The organism is Marinobacter sp. RI1 (genome assembly GCF_041155085.1).
GTDB lineage: Bacteria > Pseudomonadota > Gammaproteobacteria > Pseudomonadales > Oleiphilaceae > Marinobacter > Marinobacter nauticus.
Genome location: NZ_AP031605.1, coordinates 2,152,446 through 2,176,599 on the forward strand (window position 1 = coordinate 2,152,446; position 24,154 = coordinate 2,176,599).

A 24,154-nucleotide genomic window follows, 5' to 3' on the forward strand; every position below is an offset into this window, starting at 1 on the left:
GGAGCGTCTCAGTCTCTGCTTTACATCACCCGCATGCCCGGCACAGCGCCGGAATCCGGAGACAGAATGAAGATATCCTTACCACCGGGGCCGGCCGCCAGTACCATGCCTTCGGACATACCGAACTTCATCTTTCTGGGTTTGAGGTTGGCGACCATCACGGTCATACGACCTTCCAGATCTTCCGGTTTGTAGGCGGACTTAATACCAGCAAACACGTTGCGTTCGCCATGCCCCACGTCAAGAGTCAGTCGAAGAAGTTTGTCAGCGCCTTCCACATGCTCTGCTTTGACAATCTTGACGACCCGCAGATCCACCTTGGCAAAATCCGGGAACTCGATTTCCTCGGCGATCGGTTCGAGATCCTTTGCCGCCTCTTTCTTGCTGTCGCCCTGGGCTGCCGGCAGTTCCTCTTTGGAGGCCTCCAGCATTTTTTCGATCTGATCCATATCCACCCGGTTCATCAGCGGCTTGAACTTGTCGATGCCGTGGTTTTCGAGCAGGGCGGCACGGTTGTTCCAGTCCAGGCGTGAATTCAGGAACGACTGGGCTGCATCGGCGGTCTTCGGCAGTACCGGTGCCAGATAGGTCATCAGCAGGCGGAACATGTTGATGGCGTTGGTACAGATGGCCTGCAGCTGGTCATCCTGGCCGTCCTGTTTGGCAATCACCCAGGGCTGCTCATCATTCACGTACTGGTTGGCAATGTCTGCCAGCTCCATAATCCGACGCATGGCGCGGCCGAACTCACGGGCTTCGTAGAACTCTGCAATCTGTTCACCGGCATCAATAAACTCTTTCAGCTTGTCCTGCTCGGTAACCTTGCCCAGCTTGCCGTCAAAGCGCTTGGTGATAAAACCGGCACTGCGGCTGGCAATGTTCACCACCTTGCCCACCAGATCGGAATTCACCCGGGCGGCAAAGTCCTCCAGGTTCAGGTCCATGTCATCCACACCGCCGGTCAGCTTCGCGGCGAAGTAGTAGCGCAGGTACTCCGGGTTCAGGTGGTCCAGGTAGGTCCGCGCCATGATGAAGGTGCCGCGGGACTTGGACATTTTCTTGCCGTTCACCGTCACGAAGCCATGAGCCCAAACCGCGGTTGGCGTGCGGAAGCCCGCATCGTGCAGCATCGAAGGCCAGAACAGGGCATGGAAATTGATAATGTCCTTACCGATGAAATGGTACACCTCGGCACTGGAATCCTTCTTCCAGAAATGCTCGAAATCGATGCCCTCGCGGTTGCACAGGTTCTTGAAGCTGGCCAGGTAGCCGATAGGTGCATCCAGCCAAACGTAGAAGTACTTACCTGGTGCATCCGGGATCTCAAACCCGAAATAGGGCGCATCCCGACTGATGTCCCACTCCTGCAGGCCCGCATCCAGCCACTCGGCCAGCTTATTGGCCACCTGGGGTTGCAGAGCACCGCTGCGCGTCCACTTGCTCAGAAAATCGTGGAACTCCGGCAGTTTGAAGAAGTAATGCTCGGATTCCTTTTCCACAGGTGTAGCGCCAGACACCGCAGAGCGGGGGTTGATCAACTCGGCGGGTGTGTAGGTGGCGCCGCAGGCCTCACAGTTATCACCGTACTGGTCTTCGGTTTTGCACTTGGGACAAGTGCCTTTGATGAAACGATCCGCCAGAAACATCTCTTTTTCCGGATCAAAGAACTGCGTGATCTTGCGCGTGGCAATGTGATCATTGTCCTTGAGCTGGCGGTAGATGTACTCCGAGAAGTACTGATTCTCCTCCGAGTGCGTGGAGTAATAATTGTCGAAACGGATGTGAAAGCCCGCGAAATCTTCCTGATGCTCCTGACGAATCCGGTCGATCAGCTGCTCCGGGGTAATCCCCTCACGCTCGGCCCGCAGCATAATGGCGGTGCCGTGAGCATCGTCTGCGCAAACGTAGTAGCAGTTGTGGCCGCGCATGTTCTGGAAGCGCACCCAGATATCGGTCTGAATGTATTCCAGCAGATGCCCCAGATGAATGGGCCCGTTGGCGTAGGGCAGGGCGCTGGTAACCAGAATATCGCGCTGTTGCTTGCTCGCTTGCGTCATGGTGATGTCCGAACCTTATGTTGAGTCGGGTTGGAAAGACAAAAACGGGGTTCCGGCGCCAATCGCAATTGATTGTTCCAGGTAAAGACCCCATATGGTCAGAAACGGGCACAGATGATACCTTCCGAGCCATCATTTTTCACCTGCATTCAAGCTTATGAGCTTATTCCGGAGACCCCGATGACCCAGATTTCCCAACAGGCCCTAGAAGCCGCCGTTCGCGAATACCGGGACCCCTACCTGAACAAAGACCTGTACGAACTGGGAGCCGTGAAAAACCTGAGCGCAGACGACAGCGGCAACGTGACCCTGATGGTCGAACTGCCATACCCTTCCAAAGGCATCGCTGGTGGCCTGAAACAGATCGTCGCCAACGCTCTGGAATTTGTCGATGGCGTTGAAAGTGCCGAGGTACACGTAGCCCAGAAAATCCACAGCTACAAAACCAACAAAGACCTGCCGGCCGTCCCCGGTGTGAAAAACATCATCGCAGTCGCCTCCGGCAAAGGCGGCGTGGGCAAATCCACCACCGCCGTCAACCTCGCTCTCGCCCTGCACGCCGAAGGCGCCCGGGTCGGCATCCTTGACGCCGATATCTACGGGCCCAGCATCGGCATGATGCTCGGCGTACCCGAAGGCAAACGCCCGGACGTACGCGAAAACAAATACTTCGTCCCCATGCTGGCCCACGGCCTGCAAGCCAACTCCATGGCCTTCGTCACCACCGACAAAACCCCCATGGTCTGGCGCGGCCCCATGGTCAGCGGTGCGGTGATGCAGTTGCTCCAGCAAACCCTGTGGGATGAACTCGACTACCTCATCATCGACATGCCTCCCGGCACCGGCGACATCCAGCTCACCCTGGCCCAGAAAGTCCCGGTAACCGGCGCCGTCATCGTCACCACTCCCCAGGACATCGCCCTGCTGGACGGCAAAAAAGGCATCGAAATGTTCCGCAAAGTCGACATCCCGGTGCTGGGCGTAGTCGAAAACATGAGCGTCCACATCTGCTCCAACTGCGGCCATGAAGAACCCCTCTTCGGCCACGGCGGTGGCGAACGCATCGCGGAAGAATACGAAACCACCCTCCTGGGCCAGCTACCCTTGCACATGACCATCCGCGAACAGACCGACAGCGGCGCCCCGACTGTGGTTGCCGAGCCGGATTCGGAAGTGGCAAGACGCTACCGCGACATCGCCAGAAGGGTGGGGGCGGAGCTGTCCACCCGCGAGCGGAATCTTGGTGGGACGATTTCCAGTGTTTCCGTGACGGAGCATTAACCAAGACCAGACCTGAAGGGACTTCAGCGCCGTAGTTGAATCGCGGCATCAGGGTGCCCTTTCCAAAAATGTCGGAGGCCATGGATGGCCGGAGAGAAGCGCACAGGGATGTGCTCGTAGCGGTTTTTGGAAAGGGCACCCTGATGCCGCAGCCCCCCAACGCGGCCACTTTGGGGATGCTGCCCTATACCTTCGACAGTCACCGCACGACAAGGTAAACTACGCCCCAATTTTCCCACCAGCTGGAAACGAGAATTCACCCATGAGCATCAAATCCGACAAGTGGATCCGCCGGATGTCCGAACAGCACGGCATGATCGAACCCTTCGAAGCCGGACAAGTTCGGGAAAGCGAAAAAGGCCGCGTCATCTCCTACGGCACCTCAAGCTACGGCTACGACGTACGTTGCAGCAACGAATTCAAAATCTTCACCAACGTCCACAGCGCCACCGTAGACCCGAAGAACTTCGACGAAAACAGCTTCGTCAACTACACCGGCGACGTCTGCATCATCCCGCCGAACAGCTTCGCCCTGGCGCGCACTGTTGAATACTTCCGCATCCCCAGAAGCGTACTTACTATTTGTCTGGGCAAAAGCACCTATGCACGCTGCGGCATCATCGTGAACGTCACCCCGCTGGAGCCGGAGTGGGAAGGTCAGGTAACCCTGGAATTCTCCAACACCACCAATCTGCCAGCGAAAATCTACGCCAACGAAGGCGTTGCCCAGATGCTGTTCTTCGAATCCGATGAAATCTGTGAAACCAGCTACAAAGACCGCGGCGGCAAGTACCTTGGCCAGACCGGCGTGACCCTGCCCAGGACATGAACGCCAACCAGTTTCTCAAAGCCGTCTCACAGCTGCAGGGCTGGCGCGAATGCGCCTTCCTGCTTGCCCTGGCCGAACGTTCCTTTCCCAACTACGCCCTGTTCGCCGACGCCGTTGGCCTGAAAACCGGCGGCAAGATGCGCCAGTTGCTCGATCTGGCCTGGGACATGCTCCAGAAAGACGTGGCCGATGCCGCAATTCCGCAGCTGCTCAGTAAACTCGAAACCCTGTGCCCCAATGTCGATGAGTACGATGCCTACGGTGTCTACCCAGCCTTCGATTTCTGCCAGTTGCTTGAGCAGGCGCTGCTGAACCGCCTGAACCCGAACAAACATCGCGCCACCGAAGCTTCCCAGTTGGCGACCCGCACCGTGATGGATTTTGTTGAAATGTCCGAGGGTGAGGGATTGGATGAAAACGAGCTGGTGCGCGTGTTTGAACACCACCCACTGCTCAAGGACGACAAGCTGTTTCAGCGTGACACCGTCATGGCGCTGAAAAAGCAGCGAACACCCAAAGAAGCCTTCCTGGCTGAACTCCGAGCCGGTGCCGCCAACGACGGTGTCAGCAACCTGGGAATCTCCCTGGAAGGCTGACATAAGGCAACCAAGCTACACTGCCTGTAACCTCCCTCAGTACTTTATTGAACGGAATGAATCATGAAACTCTCTGCTTTCGGTCGTAAGTTCACCGCTGATGCCGGCATTACTTCCCTGATGGACGATCTCGGGAATGCCATGGCCTCCGGTGAAGACATGATCATGATGGGCGGTGGTAACCCCGGCCACATTCCGGAGATCCAGCAGAGAGTTCAGGGCATTCTGGGGGAGATGGTCTCCAGTGAGGCGGACGTACGTCGGCTGGTGGGTATTTACGATCCCCCTCAGGGGGAAAAACAGTTTATTGCCTCCCTGGCCCAGTTGCTGAATCAGGAATACGGCTGGGGCCTGAAGCCCGAAAACATTGCGCTGACCAACGGCAGTCAGGCTGCCTTCTTCATGCTTTTCAACATGTTTGGTGGCGACTACGGTGATGGGCATCGCAAGCATATCCTGTTGCCGCTGGCGCCTGAATACATTGGCTACGCCGATGCCGGCATTGAGCAAGGGCTGTTCCACGCGGTACAGCCGGACATCTCCTTCACCGATGCCCATGAATTCAAATATCGGGTGGATTTTGACGCCGTGGAGGTGACCGGAGAAACCGGCGCTATCTGTGTATCCCGGCCCACAAACCCCACGGGAAACGTCATTACCGATGAGGAGTTGGCCCGGCTGGAAGAACTGGCCCGGCAAAACGATATTCCGCTGATTGTCGACGGAGCCTATGGAACGCCATTTCCGAGCCTGTTGTTTGTCGACGCGCAGCCAACCTGGAACGAGCAGATCATCCTGTGCCTGAGCCTGTCCAAGCTGGGCTTGCCAGCGGCGCGAACCGGGATCGTGATTGCCGAGGCGTCCATCATCAAGGCGTTGTCGGGCATCAACGCCATCATGAACCTGGCCACCGGAAGCTTTGGTGCGATGCTGGCAGAACCGCTGGTGCGCTCCGGAGAGATTCTGTCCCTGAGCCGGGATGTGGTTTGCCCGTTCTATAAAGCAAAAATGGAGCGGGCGGTATCGGTGTTCCGCGATGCTATGGGCGAAGATAGTTGCCGCTGGTACATCCACAAACCGGAAGGAGCGATGTTCCTGTGGCTCTGGTTCCCGGATTTGCCGGTCTCCAGTCTGGAGCTTTATCAGCGTCTCAAGGCTCGGGGTGTACTGGTGGTCTCCGGGCATTACTTCTTCCCGGGCTTGCCCGAGGATGGCTGGCGTCATCGCCATGAGTGTCTGCGGGTAACGTATTCCCAGGACGATGCCCGGGTGGCTGAAGGTCTGCGGATCATTGCTGAGGAAGTAAAAGCGGTGTGGGCCGAGCAGGGACTGGCCGATTAATCGGCCAGTGTTGCGTCTTTGAGTTTCAGCTCGTACTCGCTGCCGTCCGGCTCCACCTGGAGCAGGCGAACCAGCAGGTAATCCCGGGCCGGATCAAACCACATCAGGGTCTGGCGTTTGGAGTCTTCGTCCCGGACTTTTTCCGCCTTCAGGGTGTTCATGGTGCGGCCATTGTCGCTCAGGCTATCTTCGTCGATGACAGCAAAGCGGTCGTCGTCGTAATCCCCCTTGTCCAGCACCTGGTAGGTGACATCGCGTTTGCCTGCCTTGAGGTCCTGATGGAGTTGCAGTTGGTAGCCCAAGGGGTCCAGGGTGTTGTCTCGTAACTCCACTTCAAACTTATCGCCACGATAGCTGCCGGTGGCAATGCCTGCCTGCCAGTCAAAATCAATGGACTGTTTGCGATCTTTGATCAGGAAACCGGAGAGGTGATAGCGGTAGCGCAGGGGAATCACCTGGCCATCTTCCCAGCGAAAAATCAGTGATTCGTTGATATCGGCGATGAAAGAGTCGACATCCGTACGGTACAGCCAGACGTTATTGCCCTGGTCTGTCAGTTCCCGAACACCCTCGCCGTTGAGGCTGACGCCTTTGGACATGGAGGCGGTGTAGCGGGCCTCATAGGGCACCAGAGGGGCGTAATCTACATCGGCGGCGGACGCCGGCAGCGCAATCATGCCGGCAATTAGGGCTGCCCAGAGCTGAAAACGTGGTTTGTGGGGGTTGTCTGTGTGCATCAAAAAGCCTCTTTGACCGTCTACGCTAGCGACAGTGTAGTTGGTTCGGCGAGGCCTTGTGATGACAATCTGTTCAGTTCGCCGGCAGTCGCATGGGACGCTCGATGGGCGCGCCGTCAAACAGAACGTCCTCAGCGCCCAGCTGAATGCGACCCTCGCAGAACCAGCGCACGACGATGGGGTAGAGCACGTGCTCCTGTTGCTGAACTTTTTCCGCCAGGGACTCCGGAGTGTCATCCTCTGCCACGGCAACTTCCGCCTGGGCGATGACCGGCCCGCCGTCCAGTTCCTCGGTCACAAAGTGAATGGATACACCGTGGGTGCGGTCACCGGCTTCCAGGACCCTTTGGTGGGTGTTCAGTCCGGTGTAGGCCGGCAACAGGGAAGGGTGAATGTTAAGCATCCGGCCACGGAATGCGCGGACAAAGTCGCTGGTCAGAATCCGCATGAAGCCGGCCAGCACCACCAGATCCGGATTGTGGCGAAGGATTTCGGCCAGCAGGGCGGCGTCGAATTCTTCTCGGGAGCCATATTTTGTATGGTCGACCACAAAGGTGGTGAGATTGGCCTGGGCGGCGCGCTCCAGGGCAAACGCGCCCGGTTTGTTGCAGCCAACGGCAATGATCTCACCCGGAAAGTCGCGTTCCCGGGTGGCGTCGATCAAAGCCTGCAGGTTGGTGCCGCTGCCAGAGGCGAGCACCAGGATCTTCGGAACGGGGGCCGGATCTGCCTTCATGCCGTCAAAAGCCCCGGTGCGTAGCGAACAACGGGCTCAGCATCGCTGGATTCGGCTGCTTCCATTACGCCGATCTGCCATACCTTTTCACCCATGGCATTCAGGGTGTCCATGGCCAGTGCCTTCTGGTCTTCCGGTACACAGATGACCATGCCGATACCGCAGTTAAAGGTGCGATACATTTCCTCCTGGGCTACGCCGCCGGCATTCTGAAGCCACTGGAATACCGGGGGCAGCTCCCAGCTCTGGGTGTCGAGTGCGGCTATGGTGCCCTTGGGCAGTACCCGGGGGATGTTCTCGGGCAGGCCGCCGCCGGTAATGTGCGAAAGGGCCCGAACATCGACTTCGCGAATCAGTTGAAGCAGATTCTTCACATAGATGCGTGTGGGCGCCATCAGGGCGTCGGCCAGTGTGGTGTCGCCCATTGACTGGCTCAGGTCTGCGCCACTGACTTCGATAATCTTGCGAATCAGCGAGTAGCCGTTGGAGTGGGGGCCGGAGGAGCCCAGCGCCAGCAGGGCGTCACCCGGCTGCGCGCGGCTACCGTCAATGATCTTGTTACGCTCCACAATGCCTACACAGAAGCCGGCCAGATCGTAATCGTCGCCTTCATACATGCCCGGCATCTCGGCGGTCTCGCCACCAACCAGAGCGCATCCGGCCTGCTCACAACCCTGGCCAATGCCTTCAACTACCTGAGCGGCAACGTCGACATTCAGTTTGCCGGTTGCGTAGTAGTCCAGAAAGAACAGAGGCTCGGCGCCGCCGACCACCAGGTCATTCACGCACATGGCCACCAGGTCGATGCCGATGCTGTCATGCTTCTGCAGTTGCATGGCAAGCCGAAGCTTGGTGCCTACGCCGTCCGTGCCAGAAACCAGTACGGGCTCTTTGTAGCCTGCCGGAATCGATACCATGGCGCCAAAGCCGCCGAGGCCGCCGAGTACTTCCGGGCGACGGGTGCGCGCTGCAGTACTCTTGATTCGGTTGACAAGATCGTTACCTGCGTCGATGTCCACGCCGGCATCGCGGTAGGTCAGGGAGGGCTTCTGTTCGCTCATGGAAAATAACCGTAGGCCTGTGAGTCAAGGCGCGGATTTTAACAGGTGCGCACGGGGGCTCCAAATGGAATTGGGAGCACAGGCAATATTGCCGGTTTCAGATTGCCTGACTGCAACCTGTGCTTGCTACTCTCGGCTCTGGTGATGGTGTATCCTGTGCGCCAACCATGGGAATGGCAAGGTGTTTCATGACCGAATCAGTGAAAACAGCCAGGAACGGGCGAGTTGCTGCGTTTCTGTTGGCGGCAGTCTGTTGGGTACTCTCGGCCGGCCCGGCATCGGCGGTCAGCGTGTCGGGACTCTACGCGGCCGATGTTCCGGTTGCAGGCACCTCGGCGGATGCGTTGAAGGCCGGATACGCTGAAGGGCTGCGTCAGGTAATGGTGAGGGTGTCCGGAACCCGTGAGGTGCTGGAACTCGAAGGGATAGACGAGGTATTGGCAGACGCCGAGTCCATGTTGCTGTCTTATCAGGTGAACCGTACCGCGGGGCAGTCACGTTTGCAGATGAGTTTCGGAGCCGTCGGGGTCAACCGCGCGCTGGCGTCTGTGCAGGCGCCGGTATGGGGCGCCAACCGCCCCCTGACGCTGGCCTGGATTGCCGTGGAAGACCGGGGAGACCGGCAATTACTGACCCGTGCAGCGGATTCAGCGCCGGGAAGTAATGAGGGGCTCTGGGCACAACATCTCTTATCAGCAGCGGCCGATCGCGGTCTACCCATCGCCTTCCCGCCGGAGACCTATGCCGGTGACCGGGCCTTGCTGTCGGATTTGTGGGGCCAGTTTGTCGGCCGCATCCAGCAAGCTTCAGACGATCTGTCCCACGACGCCCTGGCTCTGGTTCGTATCAGTCGTTCCGGCGGCCAATGGCGCGCAGGCTGGGTGGTTGAAGGCATGGGGCTCGATGCAGGTGAGCAGTCGGTCAATGCCGATACGCCGGAACAGTTGGCGCAAGCTTTAATCGATCGCTGGACAGAGCAATACGCCAGCCGATATGCGGTCACAGCCGGCGAGGCGGGTGAGGCTCCGAAAGTTGATATGGTGCTTGAGGGTGTAACGACGCTGGCAGATTACGGCCAGGTGACCCGGGCACTGCAGGACATGACTCCGGTAGTGTCTGTTGGTGCGTCACGGGTTCGTGGCAACCGGCTGACCGTGGAGGTGGCATTCTCCGGAGAACTTGACCAGTTGAAGGAGCATATCGCGCTGGACGCACGATTTGTGCCGGCGGAGCAGCCTGCAGAGCCGATAACGGCCAGCAAGAACAGCCAGGCTACTGGCTCGGAAGGGGATGGTACGGCGCAAACAGGCGAGGCCGGTTCCCGGAACGATACCGAAGCATCGGCCGGAACGGATGCGCAGGATAGTGCTGAGACGGCTGGGTTCAGCTATCAGCCCCTGGCTCCGGGCGATGAGCAGGATGCCGAACAGGCTTTTGAGTCTTTGTACCAGGTACTTTATTACCGCTGGCAACCCGCTCCCGGCGCCACTGGCGGCGACCGAAGCTGATGGCTTGATGGAGGCGGCCCGGTGAGTTCTAGGCAGTGGCGCTGGATCCCGAATGCACTGACATTCCTGCGAATGGTGCTGATCGTGCCGTTCGCCGGCGCACTGCTGGAAGGTAACTACCGGCTGGCTCTGGTGATATTCTTCGTTGCCGCACTGACCGATGCCTTTGACGGGTTTCTGGCCCGTCATTTCAACTGGCGCTCCCGGCTTGGCGCTGTGGCCGACCCTCTCGCGGACAAGGCGCTGTTGATTTCGGCCTATCTCATGCTCACCATTACCGGTGTACTTCCGTTGTGGCTGTTTGCCCTGGTGCTGGGTCGGGATCTTGTCATTGTCTGCGGCGGCCTGGCTTTTCATTACGGCATCGGCCGCTTCGATATGGAACCCAGTATTCCGGGCAAGATCAACACGTTTATCCAGATACTGGTGGCGCTCGCCATTATCATCCTGCTGGCGGGTTTGCCCATGCAGCCCTGGGTAATCGACACCGGGATCTGGCTGGTTGCCGTCAGCGCGCTGGTGAGCGGGGGCCACTATGTTGCCGTGTGGAGTTTGCGGGCCTGGAGGGCGAAACGGTCATGAAAGCCTCACAAATGGTATTGGGGGTCAAGCTCCGGGACGATGCCCGCTTCGACAACTTTCACGGTGACCGTAACCGTTCGGCCGCACAGCGGCTGGAGTTGGTGTGCCGGGAGCCGTCGGGGCTTCCGGTGGTTGTGATCTGTGGCGATTCCGATACCGGCAAAAGCCATCTGTTGCAGGCGATCTGCCATGAGTCCGAGCAGATGGGGAAGACCGCCGTCTGCATCAGCATTGTCGAGCTGCTGCCGTTCGGCCCGGACGCCCTGGCGGGCCTGGACAGTCATGATGTGATCTGTCTTGACGATCTGGAGCATGCCGCGGCTGATCCCGGCTGGGAGGAGGCGGTTTTCCACCTGTACAACCGGGTGCTGGATCGCAATGGCCTGCTGGTGGTCAGTCTGTCCGAGGTGCCCGCTTCGCTGCCGTTCGGACTGGCAGACCTGGGATCCCGTCTGGCGCATGGCTTGCTCATTCAGTTGGGCGTGTACCGGGATGAGGACCGGCAGCGAATCCTGATGGCCCGGGCAGAGCAGCGCGGGCTGGTGATGAGCGAGGATGTTGCCGGCTTCATCATGCGCAGGGCCCCGAGAAAGCTGGGTGATCTGCTGGGGCTGCTGGATACCTTGGATGAGAATTCGCTGCAGGCCCAGCGACGTTTAACCATTCCGTTTGTGAAAGCCGTGATGGGATGGTAGCGGTAAAGGGATTAATAACGTAAAGGCCATTGGAGAGACGACATGAGACGGGTTGTATTCAATCAGAAAGGTGGCGTTGGCAAGTCCAGTATCACCTGTAACCTGGCGGCCATCAGCGCCGCAAGAGGAAAGCGTACCCTGGTGGTGGATCTGGACCCGCAGGGCAACTCCACCCACTACCTGCTGGGCAAACCGGCGGCTGAACTGAAAGATACCGTTGCCGATCTGCTGGAGCAGACGGTCGCCTTCAGTGTCTTCAATCGTCGACCTGACGAGTTTGTACACGCCTCGTCATTCGACAACCTGTACGTGTTGCCATCCAGCCCTGAGCTGGATTTTCTGGAACGCAAACTCGAAGCCAAGCACAAGATCTACAAGCTCAGGGAGTTTCTGAAAAAGCTCAGCGACAGTTTCGATGAGATCTATATCGATACCGCCCCGGCCCTGAATTTCTACACCCGTTCTGCCCTGATTGCTGCCCAGCGCTGCCTGATCCCGTTCGACTGCGATGATTTCTCCCGCCAGGCGCTCTACAACATCCTCCATGAAATCCGCGAATTGCAGGAGGATCATAATGAGGAGCTGGTTGTTGAGGGCATCATTGCAAACCAGTTCCAGCCAAGGGCGAGCCTGCCCAGGCAGTTGGTCCGGGAGCTGACGGAGGAGGGGTTGCCGGTGCTGCCGGTACGCCTGTCCAGTTCCGTCAAGATGAAAGAATCACACCAGAGTCGCCAACCGCTGATTCACATGGCTCCGAAACACACGCTCACACGCCAGTATGAGGATCTATACCGTGTGCTGCATGGGGAGTCTGTTGAGCTGGAGCCATTGGCAGACTGAGAGGAATCCCATGAGTGAAAAAGCACGCCACCTGGATCAGGTGACCGACGGTTTGCTGCAGATTGAAATTGAACTTCGGCAACTGGGTGTCTGGCAGACAGAAAGCCTGCCACCGGAGGCGTTCCAGAGTACACAGCCGTTCTGCCTGGATACCATGGACTTCACCCAGTGGCTGCAGTTCGTGTTTCTTGAAAAAATGAAGGCGCTGGTGGAAGCCGGTCACGCGCTGCCAGAGGTATCTGGTATTGCGCCCATGGCAGAAGAGCATTTCCGTGGGCGTGAGCAGTCCGGCCGTGAGCTGATCTCAGCGCTTGAGGAGATGGATCGGCTGTTGTCCTCTGGCGGCCGCTGATTATTCCGGGACTGGATTACTCCAGGCGCATGGACAAATCGATGGCTCGTACGTCTTTGGTCAGTGCGCCAATAGAGATGTAATCCACGCCGGTTTCGGCAACGGGCACCAGCGTGTGCGCGTTGATGCCACCGGAAGCTTCAAGGCGGGCTTTTCCGGCATTCCGCTTTACCGCTTCAGCCATGTCGGCAAGCGAGAACTCGTCCAGCATGATGATGTCGGCCCCGGCCTCAAGAGCCTGGTCCAGCTCGGCGAGCGATTCGGTTTCCACTTCCACGGGTTTGCCTGGTGCAATGCGGTGCGCTTCGGCGACCGCATTGGCAATGGAGCCGCAGGCGGCAATGTGGTTTTCCTTGATCAGAAATGCGTCCCAGAGTCCCAGCCGGTGATTATCGCAGTCACCGCAAGTCACCGCGTATTTCTGGGCCAGTCGCAGCCCTGGCAGGGTTTTCCTGGTGTCCAGAAGGCGTACGTTGGTATGGGACACCCGGCGAGCGTAATGGGCACAGGCTGTTGCCACGCCAGACAGGGTCTGCAACCAGTTAAGAGCAGCGCGTTCGGCGGTCAGAAGCGAGCGGGCCGGGCCTTGCATGCGGAAGATCACGGCGTTGGCGGGTACGTCGTCGCCATCGTGAAACTGCCACTGGAGTGTCACTGACGGATCCACCTGGTGAAAAACCTCCTCCACCCAGGCGCTTCCAGCCAGGCGGGCGTCTTCCCGGGTGATTACCCTTGCTGTTGCCAGTTTTTCGGCAGGGATCAGCTGGGCGGTGATGTCGCCATCGCCAATATCTTCCCGCAGACTCTGGGCAACGGATTCGATACGGGCCTGGCGCAGCAGTTCGGCAGAAATCATTGGGACGTCCGGAGGTTGATGGTGGCTTGGAAAATTGTGGAGGGCAATTCTACTGCCAGCGCTATCGATTCGCCAAATGGAGGTGTGAGTGGTCTGAAGTGTGATGCAGTTCCTGCTGACACAAAAGGTGACAAATTCTGACACAAGGTGACGACACTCGCCCGTATGATGTAATCCTATAAAGGTTTAAGTACCATCAGCTGATCGATTCCGGAGCATCCACATGGCGCACGATAACAAGGTAGTCCGCTTGGCCGGTCAGAAGCCGGTGAGCCGGTTCTCGTTACCGGTAGAGCTGGTGCGACTGCGTGACACATCGGGTCAGTCACTCAAGGCGGTACTTGCCAGTTTTTTCGAACAGGCTGACGACAGTTTGTTTGCCCTCGCAGACCGGGCCGGCTCCAACCAGGACCAGACTGCCTACTTCGACGCCATGCGGGAGCTGCGACTGCGCCGGAAGGCAATGACAGTGTCAGTCCTGCAATACGTCAGCCAGGCCTTCAATGAGCTGGGTAAGTTCAAACCTGCCCGCTCCGGTGGTTCACTGGAAGAAGTGGACCAGGACTCCCTCAGCCTGGTGGATCACTCTGACCTTGAACAGCAGGTAGCGATAGATAACCTGACCAATCGCCTGCGGAATCGATACCAGGAGCCGGTAAGGATGTTGGCGGCCCGGATTCGCCATCTTGTTCCACAGTTGGATCTCTCTGACGATCAAATGCCTCTCAGCCCGGAAGTCATTTGTGGCGCTATTTCGGATGCTTGCACCGATCTGGATATTGATATCCGTGCCAAGCTTGTGGTTTTGAAGCTGTTTGAGCGCCTGCTGGTGGACAAGCTCAGCGATTTCTACCAGGAATGCAACAAAACCCTGATCGCCGCCGGCGTGCTGCCTGACATGAAGCGGGCTCCGGTGGGTGGTGCTCAGGTAGCGCCGGGTCGCAGTGCGCCAAAGGCAGGCGGTTCGCCAGCGCCGGCAGAGGAAGCCCCGGCTGCCGAAGGTGCTGCCCATAGCCATGGACCGTCGCCTACTTTCAGTGAGCTGAGTGCGCTGTTGCACCAGGGAGAGACCAGTAGTGCCGGTATGGCACAAACCGGCGCTGTTCTGGATACCGATCGTCTGATGGCGCGCCTGAACGAACTGCAGGGCGCAGCGCCGCAGGGTGAAGGCGACAATGTGGTGCCTTTGCGCCAGCAGTTACAGCCGCTGTTGCAGGGTCCGGAAGGGAAGCGATTCTCAGTAGGGCAGGTCGACAGTGACGTGATCAACCTGGTCTCAATGCTGTTTGATTTCATTCTCGAAGATCGGCAGTTGCATCCGGTTATGAAGGCGCTGATCGGGCGGCTACAGATTCCGGTGCTCAAGGTCGCACTCAGCGACAAGAACTTTTTCAATCGTGGTGGCCATCCGGTTCGCAAGCTCCTCAACGAACTTGCCCTGGCCGCCATTGGCTGGAGCGAGAAACGTGCCGGAATGCGTGATCCGCTTCGGGAAAAAATTGAGGAAGTGGTGGGTCGGGTGCTCACCGAATACACCGATCAGGTAGGGCTGTTCGAGGAATTGCTGAAGGACTTTGGTCACTTCATGGATCTGGATCGCCGCCGTCGCGAGCTGGTTGAGCAGCGCCTTCGGGATGCCGAAGAAGGACGCGCCCGGCAGGAACGTGCCAGTCAGGCTGCTACCGATGTTATCCGTGAGCACACTGCAGGCCGGGACATTCCCGAGCCGGTTTTACAGGTGCTGAACGAGCCCTGGACCCGTTACCTGCAGTGGGTGGTGTTGCGTGAGGGTGAAGAAAGCGAGCGTTGGCTGCAGGCAAAGGCCATCAGCGAGCGGCTGGTGTGGAGTGTTGACCCGCGACCGGTGTCTTCTGATACCCGGGCGGAACTGTTGCGAATGATTCCAGAGGTGGTGGAAGAGCTCCGCAAGGCGCTTCAGGAGATCTCCTGGGATCCGTTTGCAACCGATGCGGCCATCCGGGACCTGGAGCTTGCCCATGTCGATGTTTTCCAGAAACTGGTGACCGCGCCGGTTGTTGAAGACAAGGCACCCACGATTGAGAATTTTGAGGTACCTGAAGCTCCGGCAGAGCCGGCGGAAACTCCCGAGCAATCGGAACCTGCGCCGGAGGTGGTTGACGAGGTGACTGAACCTGCGTCAGTCAAGCCTGCTGAGATCTCAGCCGGCGTTGAGACGGCAGCCGTCGCCGAGGAATCCGCGGAGATCCAATCACCAGTAGCGTCGGCGGAATGGCTGGCGAAGGCGGACGGCCTGAGAGTTGGATCCTGGGTTGAGATGGCCAGAGACGAGACCAGGGTCCGTTGCAAGCTGGCGGCCTTCATCAAGGCCACCGGCAAGTACATCTTTGTTAACCGCAGTGGTGCGAAGGTGGCGGAATATCATCGGGATGACCTGGCGATTGCTCTGCAGGAGCAGGCGATCACCATGCTGGATGACGGCCTGATCTTTGATCGGGCGCTGGAGTCCATCATCGACAACCTGCGTCATAACCGAAAAGACTGATCTCCGGTACTGAGTGCCCGCGCAGGGCACCGGCGACGTCGTGGCATCCATGGGCGCTTTGTGATTCAATCATCTGCATGAGTCCCCTGCGCCGATGGAAACACGTTGTCTAGTATCCAGAACGATCATCACCCACACTCCCTGAAAGATGCGGCAGCACTTTTGCGTTCCAGTGGCCGGTTCCCCGGCGTGCGCTGGTGTCCGTCGCCCAATTTTGGTCCCCGCCCGGACGGTTCCTCTATCTCACTGCTGGTGGTTCACAACATCAGCCTGCCGCCGGAACAGTTTGGCGGCCCGCACATCGAGAATTTTTTCTGTAACTGTCTGGATACTGCTGCCCACCCCTATTTTGAAACGATCGCAGAGCTGAAGGTGTCTGCACACGCGTTGATTCGCCGGGATGGTTCCGTTATTCAGTTTGTCAGCTGTCTGGACAGGGCATGGCATGCTGGCCGTTCCAGTTTTCAGGGTAAGGAGGAGTGCAACGACTACTCCATTGGTATCGAGCTCGAAGGTGCGGATGACGTTCCCTATACCGATGATCAGTACCGTGCGCTGGCGCGTCTGGCGCGCCTGGCAATGACAGCCTGGCCGGAAATCACGCCGGGTCGCATTGCCGGCCACAGTGATATTGCTCCGGGCCGAAAAACCGATCCAGGGCCCGCGTTTGAGTGGTCTCGCTTCCAGACACTGCTGTCGAACGAGGAGATGGCCTGATGTCGTTGGTTGTTTTTCTGATTGCGTACGTGATTCGCCGCAGGCTGGACCGCGCCGATCACCTGGCTGGCGATGAGGTCTGGCGTAACTGGTTTCATCGTTGGGGCCGGGTAGAAGCGGGTCAGGAGCGGTCAGTCTGGAGAGGGGCGCTGCTGGTTGTGTTACCTTCTCTGGCGCTCGCTGGCGCGTGGGCGCTGTCCAGTGAGGCGGGCTACCGCTATGCCCTGTATCCGCTTGAACTGGTGCTGATGGTGGTACTGATGGGAGCGCCGGGCTGGCGCAAGGTGCTGCGAGCCTATTCCGATGCCTGGCGGCGCGGAGATATGCAGGCTGCCTGGCACCATGTTCAAGAGCGCCTGCCCGCCTCCGAAAGAGGAGCGGCGCTATCGCCAGAAGCCATGCACCTGTCGGTGTCGCGGGCGCTGATGGTCTCGGTTTTCGAGCGTTTCTTCCTGGTGGTTTTCTGTTATGCCGTCGGCGGCATAGCGCTGGCTTTTCTGGCTCGAGGGCTTGTAGCTCTGGCGGGCCAATGGCCGCAGGCGGCCGCGCGGGTACGCTATCAGCGGGCAGCCCGGCTTATCGGCTGGATTCCTTCCCGCTTGCTGTCATGCACATTCGGGCTCGCCGGTGACCTGGCCGGCTGGTCCCGGGAAATACGCAAGGTATTCCCGGGATTCGGGAAAAAGACCGCGGATGTGCTCATGATTTCCGCCAACGGGTCGTTAACTGGATATGCACTTGATCCTGCGCGCTTTTCGGAGTTGCACCCGGAAGAGTGGCCCGATTTTGGCGGGCGGAGCCTCAGCGCTATAAGGGACCTCCTCAACCGGAGCATGCTGGTGTGGATATGTGCGCTTGCATTGCTGGTGATCGCAGGCATGGCCTAGCCGGAAAGCAAAAACGGATTACAGAATAACACTAAATAGTGATTAAGTTTTTCCGGCAACGGGCGATAATCAAACAAAAGAATAAAGATTCAGTTGTTAGAAGCAGCGAGGGCTCTGTGAACTATATAATCAATCCGGCTGTAGCACTGATGAATCGGCTGCCCATGGTTTACAAATTCAGCCTCATCAGCATTCTCTTTCTTGGCCCTATCATCGTGCTTTCCTGGTTGGTGATTTCCGGGCTTAACCAGTCGGTTCAGACCATGACCCGCGGCATTGAAGGTCTTGCAGAACTCCAGAAGGTGGAGCGCCTGCTGGTGGCGGCGATGGATTACCGTGACTATCAGGCCCCCGGCATTCTGAAAGACGAACAGCCCTTGCTCGAAAAAGCCAACGAAGCGGCCAGTCGCATGGATGCCCTGTTGGCAGATCTCGCCGAACCACAGCGTTCTTTTGACACCTCCGGCTCCTGGCAGGAGCAGATCCTGGTTGTAAGAGAAGAATGGGAGACGCTCAAAGCCAACGATAACTATCAGGGCAACATTGACCCCCAGTTCAAGTACTACCAGGAGTTTGTGCAGAAGGTGATGGCCTTGCTGCCGGCGACCATTGAAATCAGCGGATTGGGTCAGGATGCGTCCCGGGAAAACCTGCTGCTGTTAGGGCTGGTGCGTTCTGCGTTGCCTGAGTCTCGCACTGTTGTTGGCCGCGCCCGTTCATACGGTATTTTTGCGCTGGTGGAAGGCCAGGTGGGCTATGCACTCAGCGAAACCCTGAATGAAATCTACGATCAGTTGACCAACCGCAGTTCGCTGCTTTCGCCGGCCCTTTCCGTTGCTGTGGAGGCGTCGCCCCAGCTGGCAGAGAGTGCGAGCGGTGCACTGACCCGCACGGAAGAGAGTCTGATGACAGTCCGTGATGAGCTGGACCTGAATGTCATCACGCCTATGCGCCTGGAGCTGCCCTGGCAGGAATTTGACGAGACCGTATCGGCGCAGATGGGATATTACGATACCCTCAGCGATCGTATCTTCGATGTGGTTGCCGGTAATCTTGAGGATCGCCTGGCTCGCCAGACCGGGCAGCGCACCCTGATTCTGGTGGCGCTGATTGCTGTGATGCTGGTAGTGGTCTACCTCTATGTGGGCTTCTTTATGTCTGTGCGGATTGCCATCAACCGGTTCAGCGAAGCTGCAAGAAATGTGGCCGCCGGCGATATGACCACCCATATCCGGTTGAACAACCGGGACGAACTGGGTGAGCTCACCTCTGAGTTCAACAACATGACCGATCGTATTGCTGAGCTTGTCCGGTCGGTGGGCTCTACAACAGCAGATGTTGATCAGCAGGCGGTCCGGGTGAATGACACCGCTTCGGCGAACAGTCAGGCCGTGGCCCGACAGATGGAAGAGACCGGGCAGATCAACGAGGCCATGGGCCAGATGGTGGAAGCGGTCAATGAAGTCACGGAGAGTGCGCACCGGGTGGCGGATAGTGCGGGGAATGCCGAGAAAGATACCGAGAAGGGTCGGGAAGTGGTGGCCGATACGGTCGCGACCATTAACCGGCTGGCTACGGAGATTGCAGGCGCCGTTGATGTCATCAACCGGGTGAGTGCGGACAGTGACAATATCAGTCAGGTTCTGGTTGAGATTAAAGCAATTGCCGAGCAGACCAACCTGCTGGCGCTGAACGCGGCCATCGAGGCAGCGAGGGCGGGAGAACAGGGGCGTGGCTTTGCGGTGGTGGCGGATGAGGTTCGTTCATTGTCTCAGCGTACCCACAAGTCCACTGAGGAAATTGAAGGCATGATCTCCCGGCTTCAGGGTGGTGTAAAAGAAGCGGTATCTGCCATGACCTCAAGTCACGATGCCACGGAGAAGACGGTACAGAAGTCTGGTGAAGTGACCGAAGCGCTGGATCGGATCGCCTCGGGCATTTCCGAGATCGTTGATATGAGCCATCAGATTGCCCAGGCGGCGGAGGAACAGTCGGCCGTGGCCAGGAACGTGAATGCCAACGTGGAGCGCATTGGCGAATTTGGCCAGAGCACTGCCTCCAACGCCGAAGAGACTCTGGCTTCGTCCAGACAGATGTCGGAGCTTACCGCGTCGCTTCAGCGCCTGGTGGAAGCATTCAAGGTGTAATCTGTGGTTGTTGTGAAAAATCCGGCCTCAGAGGCCGGATTTTTTTTGCTCCCAGAGAATCTCCTGGCTGCCATCCCGGCGAGCCAGCACCCGGGCGATGACAAACAGCAGATCGGATAACCGGTTCAGGTAGTGACGCGAGGCAGTATTGATGGAGTCCTCGTGGCCAAGGGCCACCACCACGCGCTCGGCCCGGCGACAGACCGCCCGTGCCAGATGACATTGCGCTGCGGCAGGGCAGCCCCCGGGCAGGATGAAGTTTTTTAGCGGCGGCAGGTCGGTGTTGTACTCGTCCAGAGTCTGCTCCAACCACTCAATGTGATTGTCGCTGATCACCTTGCTGCCCGGGATGGCAAATTCGCCGCCCAGATCAAATAAGTGATGCTGAATGCGCCGGAAGGTATCGATCAGACGGTCGCCAGAGGGAAGCGTCTCAATCAAAACGCCGATATGGCAATTCAGCTCATCGGCCATACCCATGGCTTCCACTCGCTGGGCATTTTTGGCGATACGGTTGCCATCGGCCAGGCCGGTAGAGCCGTCGTCTCCGGTTCGGGTGTAGATCTTCGACAGGCGATTGCCCATGGTCTTGCTCCCTCTGGTAAAAGTCAGTTCAGTTGTTGTACCTGTTCGGCGAGCATTTGGTTCACCTGTGCCGGTATGCCATGTTGATGGCCGAGCCGCGCCAGGTAACCGTTAATGAAGTCGATTTCCGTGGTTCTGCCTGCCTTTACATCAGCCCGCATGGAAGACGTGTTGGCGGCGGTTTTGCGGGCGACAGCCTCAATAGTCTCGCGCAGGTTTTCCGGGGCTTGTTGCGGTTGTCCGGCGGCAGGGAGCAGGCGGCTGATCTCCTCACACAAGGGGGCAATCCATTGCAGGTAAAACGGTTGTGTCAGAATCTCTCCGTTAGGGCAATCCAGAATGGCCGTAAAGGCGTTTATGCCGGCGTTGATCACCAGTTTTTGCCAGAGCCTGGCGAGTATATCGTGTTCAGGGTGGACCATGAGGCCGCTGCTGGCGAGTTGTTGGGCAACCCTTTCGACCAATGGATTCCCCGCCGGGTTCAGGGCGCCGACCCAGGTAGTGCCGCGGCCAGCGTGAACGGTCAGCCCGGGGGCGGGCCGGTTTGCGCCTTCGGTCGTGGATGCGGCCAGTACCGGCCGGTCCGGCCATGTTTCGGTGACCTGCTGCTGGCTCCCCAGGCCGTTTTGGAACAACACAATGGGAGTCTGTTTGGCAATGGAGGGCAGGGCCGCCTTAAGGGCTTCGAGGGTGTCGCCGGCTTTGGTTGTCACCAGGATCAGATCAGGAGACTGGCCGGGTTGTAGCCAGGGAATAATGGCATTGGCTGATTCGCCGTCAATGGACTGAAAGCGATAACAGACGGGGTCTGGGGCCTGCCCCGGGCGGGGCACAAACGCTACCTGCCCGCCAGGTAGCGTTGCGGCCCAGAGCCGGCCCAGGGAGCCGGCACCGAGGATGGCGATCATGGCCTTACATGGCCTCGATTTCTGCCCGTTGCGCACTGAGCCGCTGCAGGCTGCCTTGGGCATCCTTCAGCTTCTCTTTTTCCTTCTCTACGACTTCGGCTGGGGCCTTGGCGGTGAACTTTTCGTTGTTCAGCTTGCCTTCCAGGCGACCGATTTCCTTGTTCAGGCGTTCCAGCTCCTTGTCCAGGCGCTTGAGTTCGGCGTCCTTGTCGATCAGGCCGGCCATGGGCACCAGCACTTCCATTTCGCCTACCAGTTGGGTGGCGCTCATGGGAGCTTTGTCGCCCTCGAACCATTCCAGCTTCTCAAGTTTGGCCAGGGAAATGAGGAATTGGCGGTTGTCGTTCAGGCGGCGCTGATCGTCGGCGTTGCCGCCTTTCAGAAGTACCGGTACCTGCTTACCCGGGGAGATGTTCATCTCGCCGCGGATATTACGCACCGCTACAATCACGCCTTTCAGCCACTCGATATCGGCGGCCACGGCGGCATCCTGCTTGCTGGCATCCGGCTGCGGGTAGGGCTGCAGCATGATGCTGTCGCCCTGCTTGCCGGCCAGCGGTGCAATACGTTGCCAGATTTCTTCCGTGATGAACGGCATGATCGGATGCGCCAGGCGGAGTACGGCTTCGAGTACGCGTACCAGGGTACGACGGGTGCCCCGTTTGGCTTCGGCACTGGCGCTGTCATCGCTCAGGGCTGGTTTGGACAGTTCCAGGTACCAGTCGCAGTATTCGTTCCAGATGAACTCGTACAGGGCGTAGGCGGCCAGGTCAAAGCGGTACTGGTCCAGGTGGCGGATCACCTCCTGCTCGCAGTGCTGCAGTTCGCTGATGATCCAGCGGTCTGCCAGGGACAGTTCCACCGGCTCATTGTTTACGCCGCAGTCTTCGCCTTCCGTGTTCATCAGCACGTAGCGGGCGGCATTCCACAGCTTGTTGCAGAAGTTGCGGTAGCCTTCCAGGCGCTTCATATCCCAGTTGATGTCACGGCCGGTGGTCGCCATGGCTGCGAGGGTGAAACGCAGGGCGTCAGTACCGTGGGCGGCGATGCCTTCCGGAAATTCCTTCTCGGTGCGCTTGCCGATTTTCTCGGCAAGCTTGGGCTGCATCAGGTTGCCGGTGCGTTTTTCCAGCAGGTCCGGCAGGCTGATGCCGTCGATCATATCCAGCGGGTCGATCACGTTACCCTTGGACTTGGACATCTTGTCGCCGTGCTCGTCCCGGATCAGACCGGTGACATACACGGTATGGAAGGGTACCTGTGGGGTGCCGTCTTCATTTTTCATGAAGTGCATGGTCATCATGATCATCCGGGCAACCCAGAAGAAGATGATATCGAAACCGGTCACCAGCACGTCGGTGGGGTGGAAGGTCTTCAGCCGTTCGGTGATTTCCGGCCAGCCCAGAGTGCCGAAGGTCCACAGGGCGGAGCTGAACCAGGTGTCCAGTACATCGTCGTCCTGCTTGAGTTCCAGTGTGTCCGGGAGCTGATGTTTGCTGCGAACCTCAGCCTCGCTCCGGCCCACATAGATATTGCCTTCAGCGTCATACCAGGCAGGAATCCGGTGCCCCCACCAGAGCTGGCGGGAGATGCACCAGTCCTGGATGTCGCGCATCCAGGCGAAGTACATGTTCTCGTACTGTTTGGGTACGAACTGGATGCGACCGTCTTCTACCGCTTCAATAGCCGGTTTGGCCAGAGTCTTGGCGTCGGCAAACCACTGATCCGTCAGCATCGGCTCGATAATCAGCCCGGAGCGATCGCCGCGGGGTACGCTCAGCACGTGGTCTTCGATTTTCTCGACCAGGCCTGCCAGTTCCATGTCGGCAACAATCTGCTTGCGGGCTGCTTCCCGGCTCAGGCCGGCATAGGCGGCCGGGAGGGCGCTGTTAATCTCGGAATTTTCGGTGCCGTCCGCATTGAAGACTTCGGCGATTTCACGAATGTTGGCGTCCTGCGTCATGACGTTGATCATGGGCAGGTTGTTGCGTTTGCCTACGGCGTAATCGTTGAAGTCGTGAGCGGGGGTGATCTTCACGCAGCCGGAACCTTTTTCCGGATCGGCGTGGTGGTCAGCCACGATGGGAATGCGGCGGTTAACCAGCGGCAGCAGAACGTGCTGGCCAATCAGATGCTGGTAGCGCTCATCGTCCGGGTGGACGGCTACGGCGGTGTCACCCAGCATGGTTTCCGGGCGGGTGGTGGCGACGATGACGTAGTCTTTGCCGTCCTGGGTTTTCTGGCCGTCGGCCAGCGGGTAGCGCAGGTGCCAGAAATAGCCCTTTTCTTCCTTGTTTTCAACTTCCAGATCAGAGATAGCGGTGTGCAGCTTCGGATCCCAGTTCACCAGCCGTTTGCCGCGGTACACCAGGCCTTCATCGTACAGGCGGATAAACACTTCCTGTACGGCTTTGTAGAAGCCATCGTCCATGGTGAAGCGTTCGTTGCTCCAGTCCACGGAGTTGCCCAGGCGACGCATCTGGCGGGTGATGGTACCGCCGGAGTGTTCTTTCCAGTCCCAGATGCGCTTGATGAATTCTTCCCGGCCGAGATCGTGGCGGGTTTTGTCTTCTTCTGCAGCCAGTTTGCGTTCGACGACCATCTGGGTGGCGATGCCGGCATGATCGGTGCCGACGGTCCACAGTGCGTTACGGCCCTGCATGCGCTTGAAGCGGGTTAGGGTGTCCATGATGGTGTGCTGGAAGGCATGGCCCATGTGCAGGCTGCCGGTCACGTTGGGTGGCGGGATGGCGATGCTGTAGGAGTCGCCTTCGCCGCTGGGGCGGAAATAGCCTTTGGATTCCCAGTTTTCGTACCACTGGCGCTCGATGTTTTCTGGCTGGTAGGTTTTTTCCATGGGATTATGCAGTGACCGTTTTGGTTGATTCACATAGGGAAATTCTGAATCGGACGAT

At 58.5% G+C, this 24,154-nt stretch carries 21 protein-coding genes; 13 read left to right on the plus strand and 8 right to left on the minus strand.

Annotated features, from left to right (window positions below; translation table 11 throughout):
- Positions 1–20: 20 nt before the first annotated feature.
- Positions 21–2,057, minus strand: a complete 2,037-nt coding sequence (metG, locus tag ACAM27_RS09635; protein ID WP_023007885.1) for a methionine--tRNA ligase — start codon at positions 2,055–2,057, stop codon at positions 21–23.
- Between the two features lie 180 nt (positions 2,058–2,237).
- On the opposite strand from metG, the gene apbC reads away from it, so the two are divergent.
- From apbC to ACAM27_RS09655, 4 genes are all read left to right on the plus strand, one after another.
- Positions 2,238–3,338 carry an iron-sulfur cluster carrier protein ApbC gene (gene apbC, locus ACAM27_RS09640; protein ID WP_022991706.1) on the plus strand — a complete coding sequence of 367 codons (1,101 nt, stop codon included), beginning with the start codon at positions 2,238–2,240 and terminating at the stop codon, positions 3,336–3,338.
- 262 nt (positions 3,339–3,600) lie between these two features.
- Complete coding sequence (gene dcd, locus ACAM27_RS09645) at positions 3,601–4,167, plus strand: dCTP deaminase (protein ID WP_011784457.1); 567 nt, start codon at positions 3,601–3,603, stop codon at positions 4,165–4,167.
- Positions 4,164–4,763 carry a YjaG family protein gene (locus tag ACAM27_RS09650; RefSeq protein ID WP_014421900.1) on the plus strand — a complete coding sequence of 200 codons (600 nt, stop codon included), beginning with the start codon at positions 4,164–4,166 and terminating at the stop codon, positions 4,761–4,763. The genes dcd and ACAM27_RS09650 overlap by 4 nt, the downstream gene beginning before the upstream one ends.
- 63 nt (positions 4,764–4,826) lie before the next feature.
- Positions 4,827–6,104 carry a valine--pyruvate transaminase gene (locus tag ACAM27_RS09655; RefSeq protein WP_369611855.1) on the plus strand — a complete coding sequence of 426 codons (1,278 nt, stop codon included), beginning with the start codon at positions 4,827–4,829 and terminating at the stop codon, positions 6,102–6,104.
- Here the strand turns inward: ACAM27_RS09655 and ACAM27_RS09660 are convergent.
- The 3 genes from ACAM27_RS09660 to purM form a co-directional block, all read right to left on the minus strand.
- Entirely contained in the window at positions 6,101–6,841 is a 741-nt protein-coding gene (locus tag ACAM27_RS09660; RefSeq protein WP_023007882.1) for a DUF3108 domain-containing protein, read from the minus strand. The two genes, ACAM27_RS09655 and ACAM27_RS09660, sit on opposite strands and share 4 nt — an antisense overlap.
- Before the next feature lie 73 nt (positions 6,842–6,914).
- Positions 6,915–7,577 (minus strand): phosphoribosylglycinamide formyltransferase, encoded by a 663-nt coding sequence (purN, locus tag ACAM27_RS09665; RefSeq protein ID WP_369611856.1) that lies wholly within the window; start codon positions 7,575–7,577, stop codon positions 6,915–6,917.
- Positions 7,574–8,638 carry a phosphoribosylformylglycinamidine cyclo-ligase gene (purM, locus tag ACAM27_RS09670; protein ID WP_113880481.1) on the minus strand — a complete coding sequence of 355 codons (1,065 nt, stop codon included), beginning with the start codon at positions 8,636–8,638 and terminating at the stop codon, positions 7,574–7,576. Before purM ends, purN begins: the two co-directional genes overlap by 4 nt.
- 188 nt (positions 8,639–8,826) lie before the next feature.
- On the opposite strand from purM, the gene ACAM27_RS09675 reads away from it, so the two are divergent.
- The 5 genes from ACAM27_RS09675 to ACAM27_RS09695 are packed head-to-tail and all read left to right on the plus strand — an operon-like array spanning position 8,827 to position 12,615.
- On the plus strand, positions 8,827–10,146 hold the full coding sequence (locus ACAM27_RS09675; RefSeq protein WP_121208688.1) for a DUF2066 domain-containing protein: 1,320 nt from the start codon (positions 8,827–8,829) through the stop codon (positions 10,144–10,146).
- Between the two features lie 21 nt (positions 10,147–10,167).
- Positions 10,168–10,728, plus strand: a complete 561-nt coding sequence (locus tag ACAM27_RS09680; protein ID WP_121208689.1) for a CDP-alcohol phosphatidyltransferase family protein — start codon at positions 10,168–10,170, stop codon at positions 10,726–10,728.
- A complete protein-coding gene (gene hda, locus ACAM27_RS09685; RefSeq protein WP_113880478.1) occupies positions 10,725–11,423 on the plus strand; it encodes a DnaA regulatory inactivator Hda in 699 nt (232 codons plus the stop codon). Before ACAM27_RS09680 ends, hda begins: the two co-directional genes overlap by 4 nt.
- A gap of 42 nt (positions 11,424–11,465) precedes the next feature.
- Positions 11,466–12,263, plus strand: coding sequence for a ParA family protein (locus ACAM27_RS09690; RefSeq protein WP_011784466.1), 798 nt, complete (start codon positions 11,466–11,468; stop codon positions 12,261–12,263).
- A gap of 10 nt (positions 12,264–12,273) precedes the next feature.
- On the plus strand, positions 12,274–12,615 hold the full coding sequence (locus tag ACAM27_RS09695; RefSeq protein WP_022991712.1) for a YqcC family protein: 342 nt from the start codon (positions 12,274–12,276) through the stop codon (positions 12,613–12,615).
- Positions 12,616–12,631: 16 nt separating this feature from the next.
- Here the strand turns inward: ACAM27_RS09695 and nadC are convergent, their stop codons facing one another.
- Complete coding sequence (nadC, locus tag ACAM27_RS09700; RefSeq protein WP_113880477.1) at positions 12,632–13,471, minus strand: carboxylating nicotinate-nucleotide diphosphorylase; 840 nt, start codon at positions 13,469–13,471, stop codon at positions 12,632–12,634.
- A 223-nt stretch (positions 13,472–13,694) separates the two neighbouring features.
- On the opposite strand from nadC, the gene ACAM27_RS09705 reads away from it, so the two are divergent.
- The 4 genes from ACAM27_RS09705 (at position 13,695) to ACAM27_RS09720 (ending at position 19,746) form a co-directional block, all read left to right on the plus strand.
- The gene (locus ACAM27_RS09705; RefSeq protein ID WP_369611857.1) at positions 13,695–15,995 is read left to right on the plus strand and encodes a DUF1631 domain-containing protein; all 2,301 of its coding nucleotides are present in this window, start codon (positions 13,695–13,697) and stop codon (positions 15,993–15,995) included.
- Between the two features lie 105 nt (positions 15,996–16,100).
- Positions 16,101–16,712, plus strand: a complete 612-nt coding sequence (ampD, locus tag ACAM27_RS09710; protein WP_369611858.1) for a 1,6-anhydro-N-acetylmuramyl-L-alanine amidase AmpD — start codon at positions 16,101–16,103, stop codon at positions 16,710–16,712.
- Positions 16,712–17,599 carry a histidine kinase gene (locus ACAM27_RS09715; protein ID WP_369611859.1) on the plus strand — a complete coding sequence of 296 codons (888 nt, stop codon included), beginning with the start codon at positions 16,712–16,714 and terminating at the stop codon, positions 17,597–17,599. Before ampD ends, ACAM27_RS09715 begins: the two co-directional genes overlap by 1 nt.
- A gap of 116 nt (positions 17,600–17,715) precedes the next feature.
- Positions 17,716–19,746 (plus strand): methyl-accepting chemotaxis protein, encoded by a 2,031-nt coding sequence (locus ACAM27_RS09720; protein WP_014421887.1) that lies wholly within the window; start codon positions 17,716–17,718, stop codon positions 19,744–19,746.
- A 27-nt stretch (positions 19,747–19,773) separates the two neighbouring features.
- Here the strand turns inward: ACAM27_RS09720 and ACAM27_RS09725 are convergent, their stop codons facing one another.
- The 3 genes from ACAM27_RS09725 to ACAM27_RS09735 are packed head-to-tail and all read right to left on the minus strand — an operon-like array spanning position 19,774 to position 24,096.
- Positions 19,774–20,331, minus strand: a complete 558-nt coding sequence (locus ACAM27_RS09725; protein WP_014421886.1) for a cob(I)yrinic acid a,c-diamide adenosyltransferase — start codon at positions 20,329–20,331, stop codon at positions 19,774–19,776.
- Positions 20,332–20,354: 23 nt separating this feature from the next.
- Positions 20,355–21,239 carry a ketopantoate reductase family protein gene (locus ACAM27_RS09730; protein ID WP_113880475.1) on the minus strand — a complete coding sequence of 295 codons (885 nt, stop codon included), beginning with the start codon at positions 21,237–21,239 and terminating at the stop codon, positions 20,355–20,357.
- A gap of 4 nt (positions 21,240–21,243) precedes the next feature.
- Positions 21,244–24,096: a valine--tRNA ligase gene (locus ACAM27_RS09735; RefSeq protein WP_011784475.1), complete on the minus strand. Its 2,853-nt coding sequence runs from the start codon at positions 24,094–24,096 to the stop codon at positions 21,244–21,246.
- Positions 24,097–24,154 lie beyond the last annotated feature (58 nt).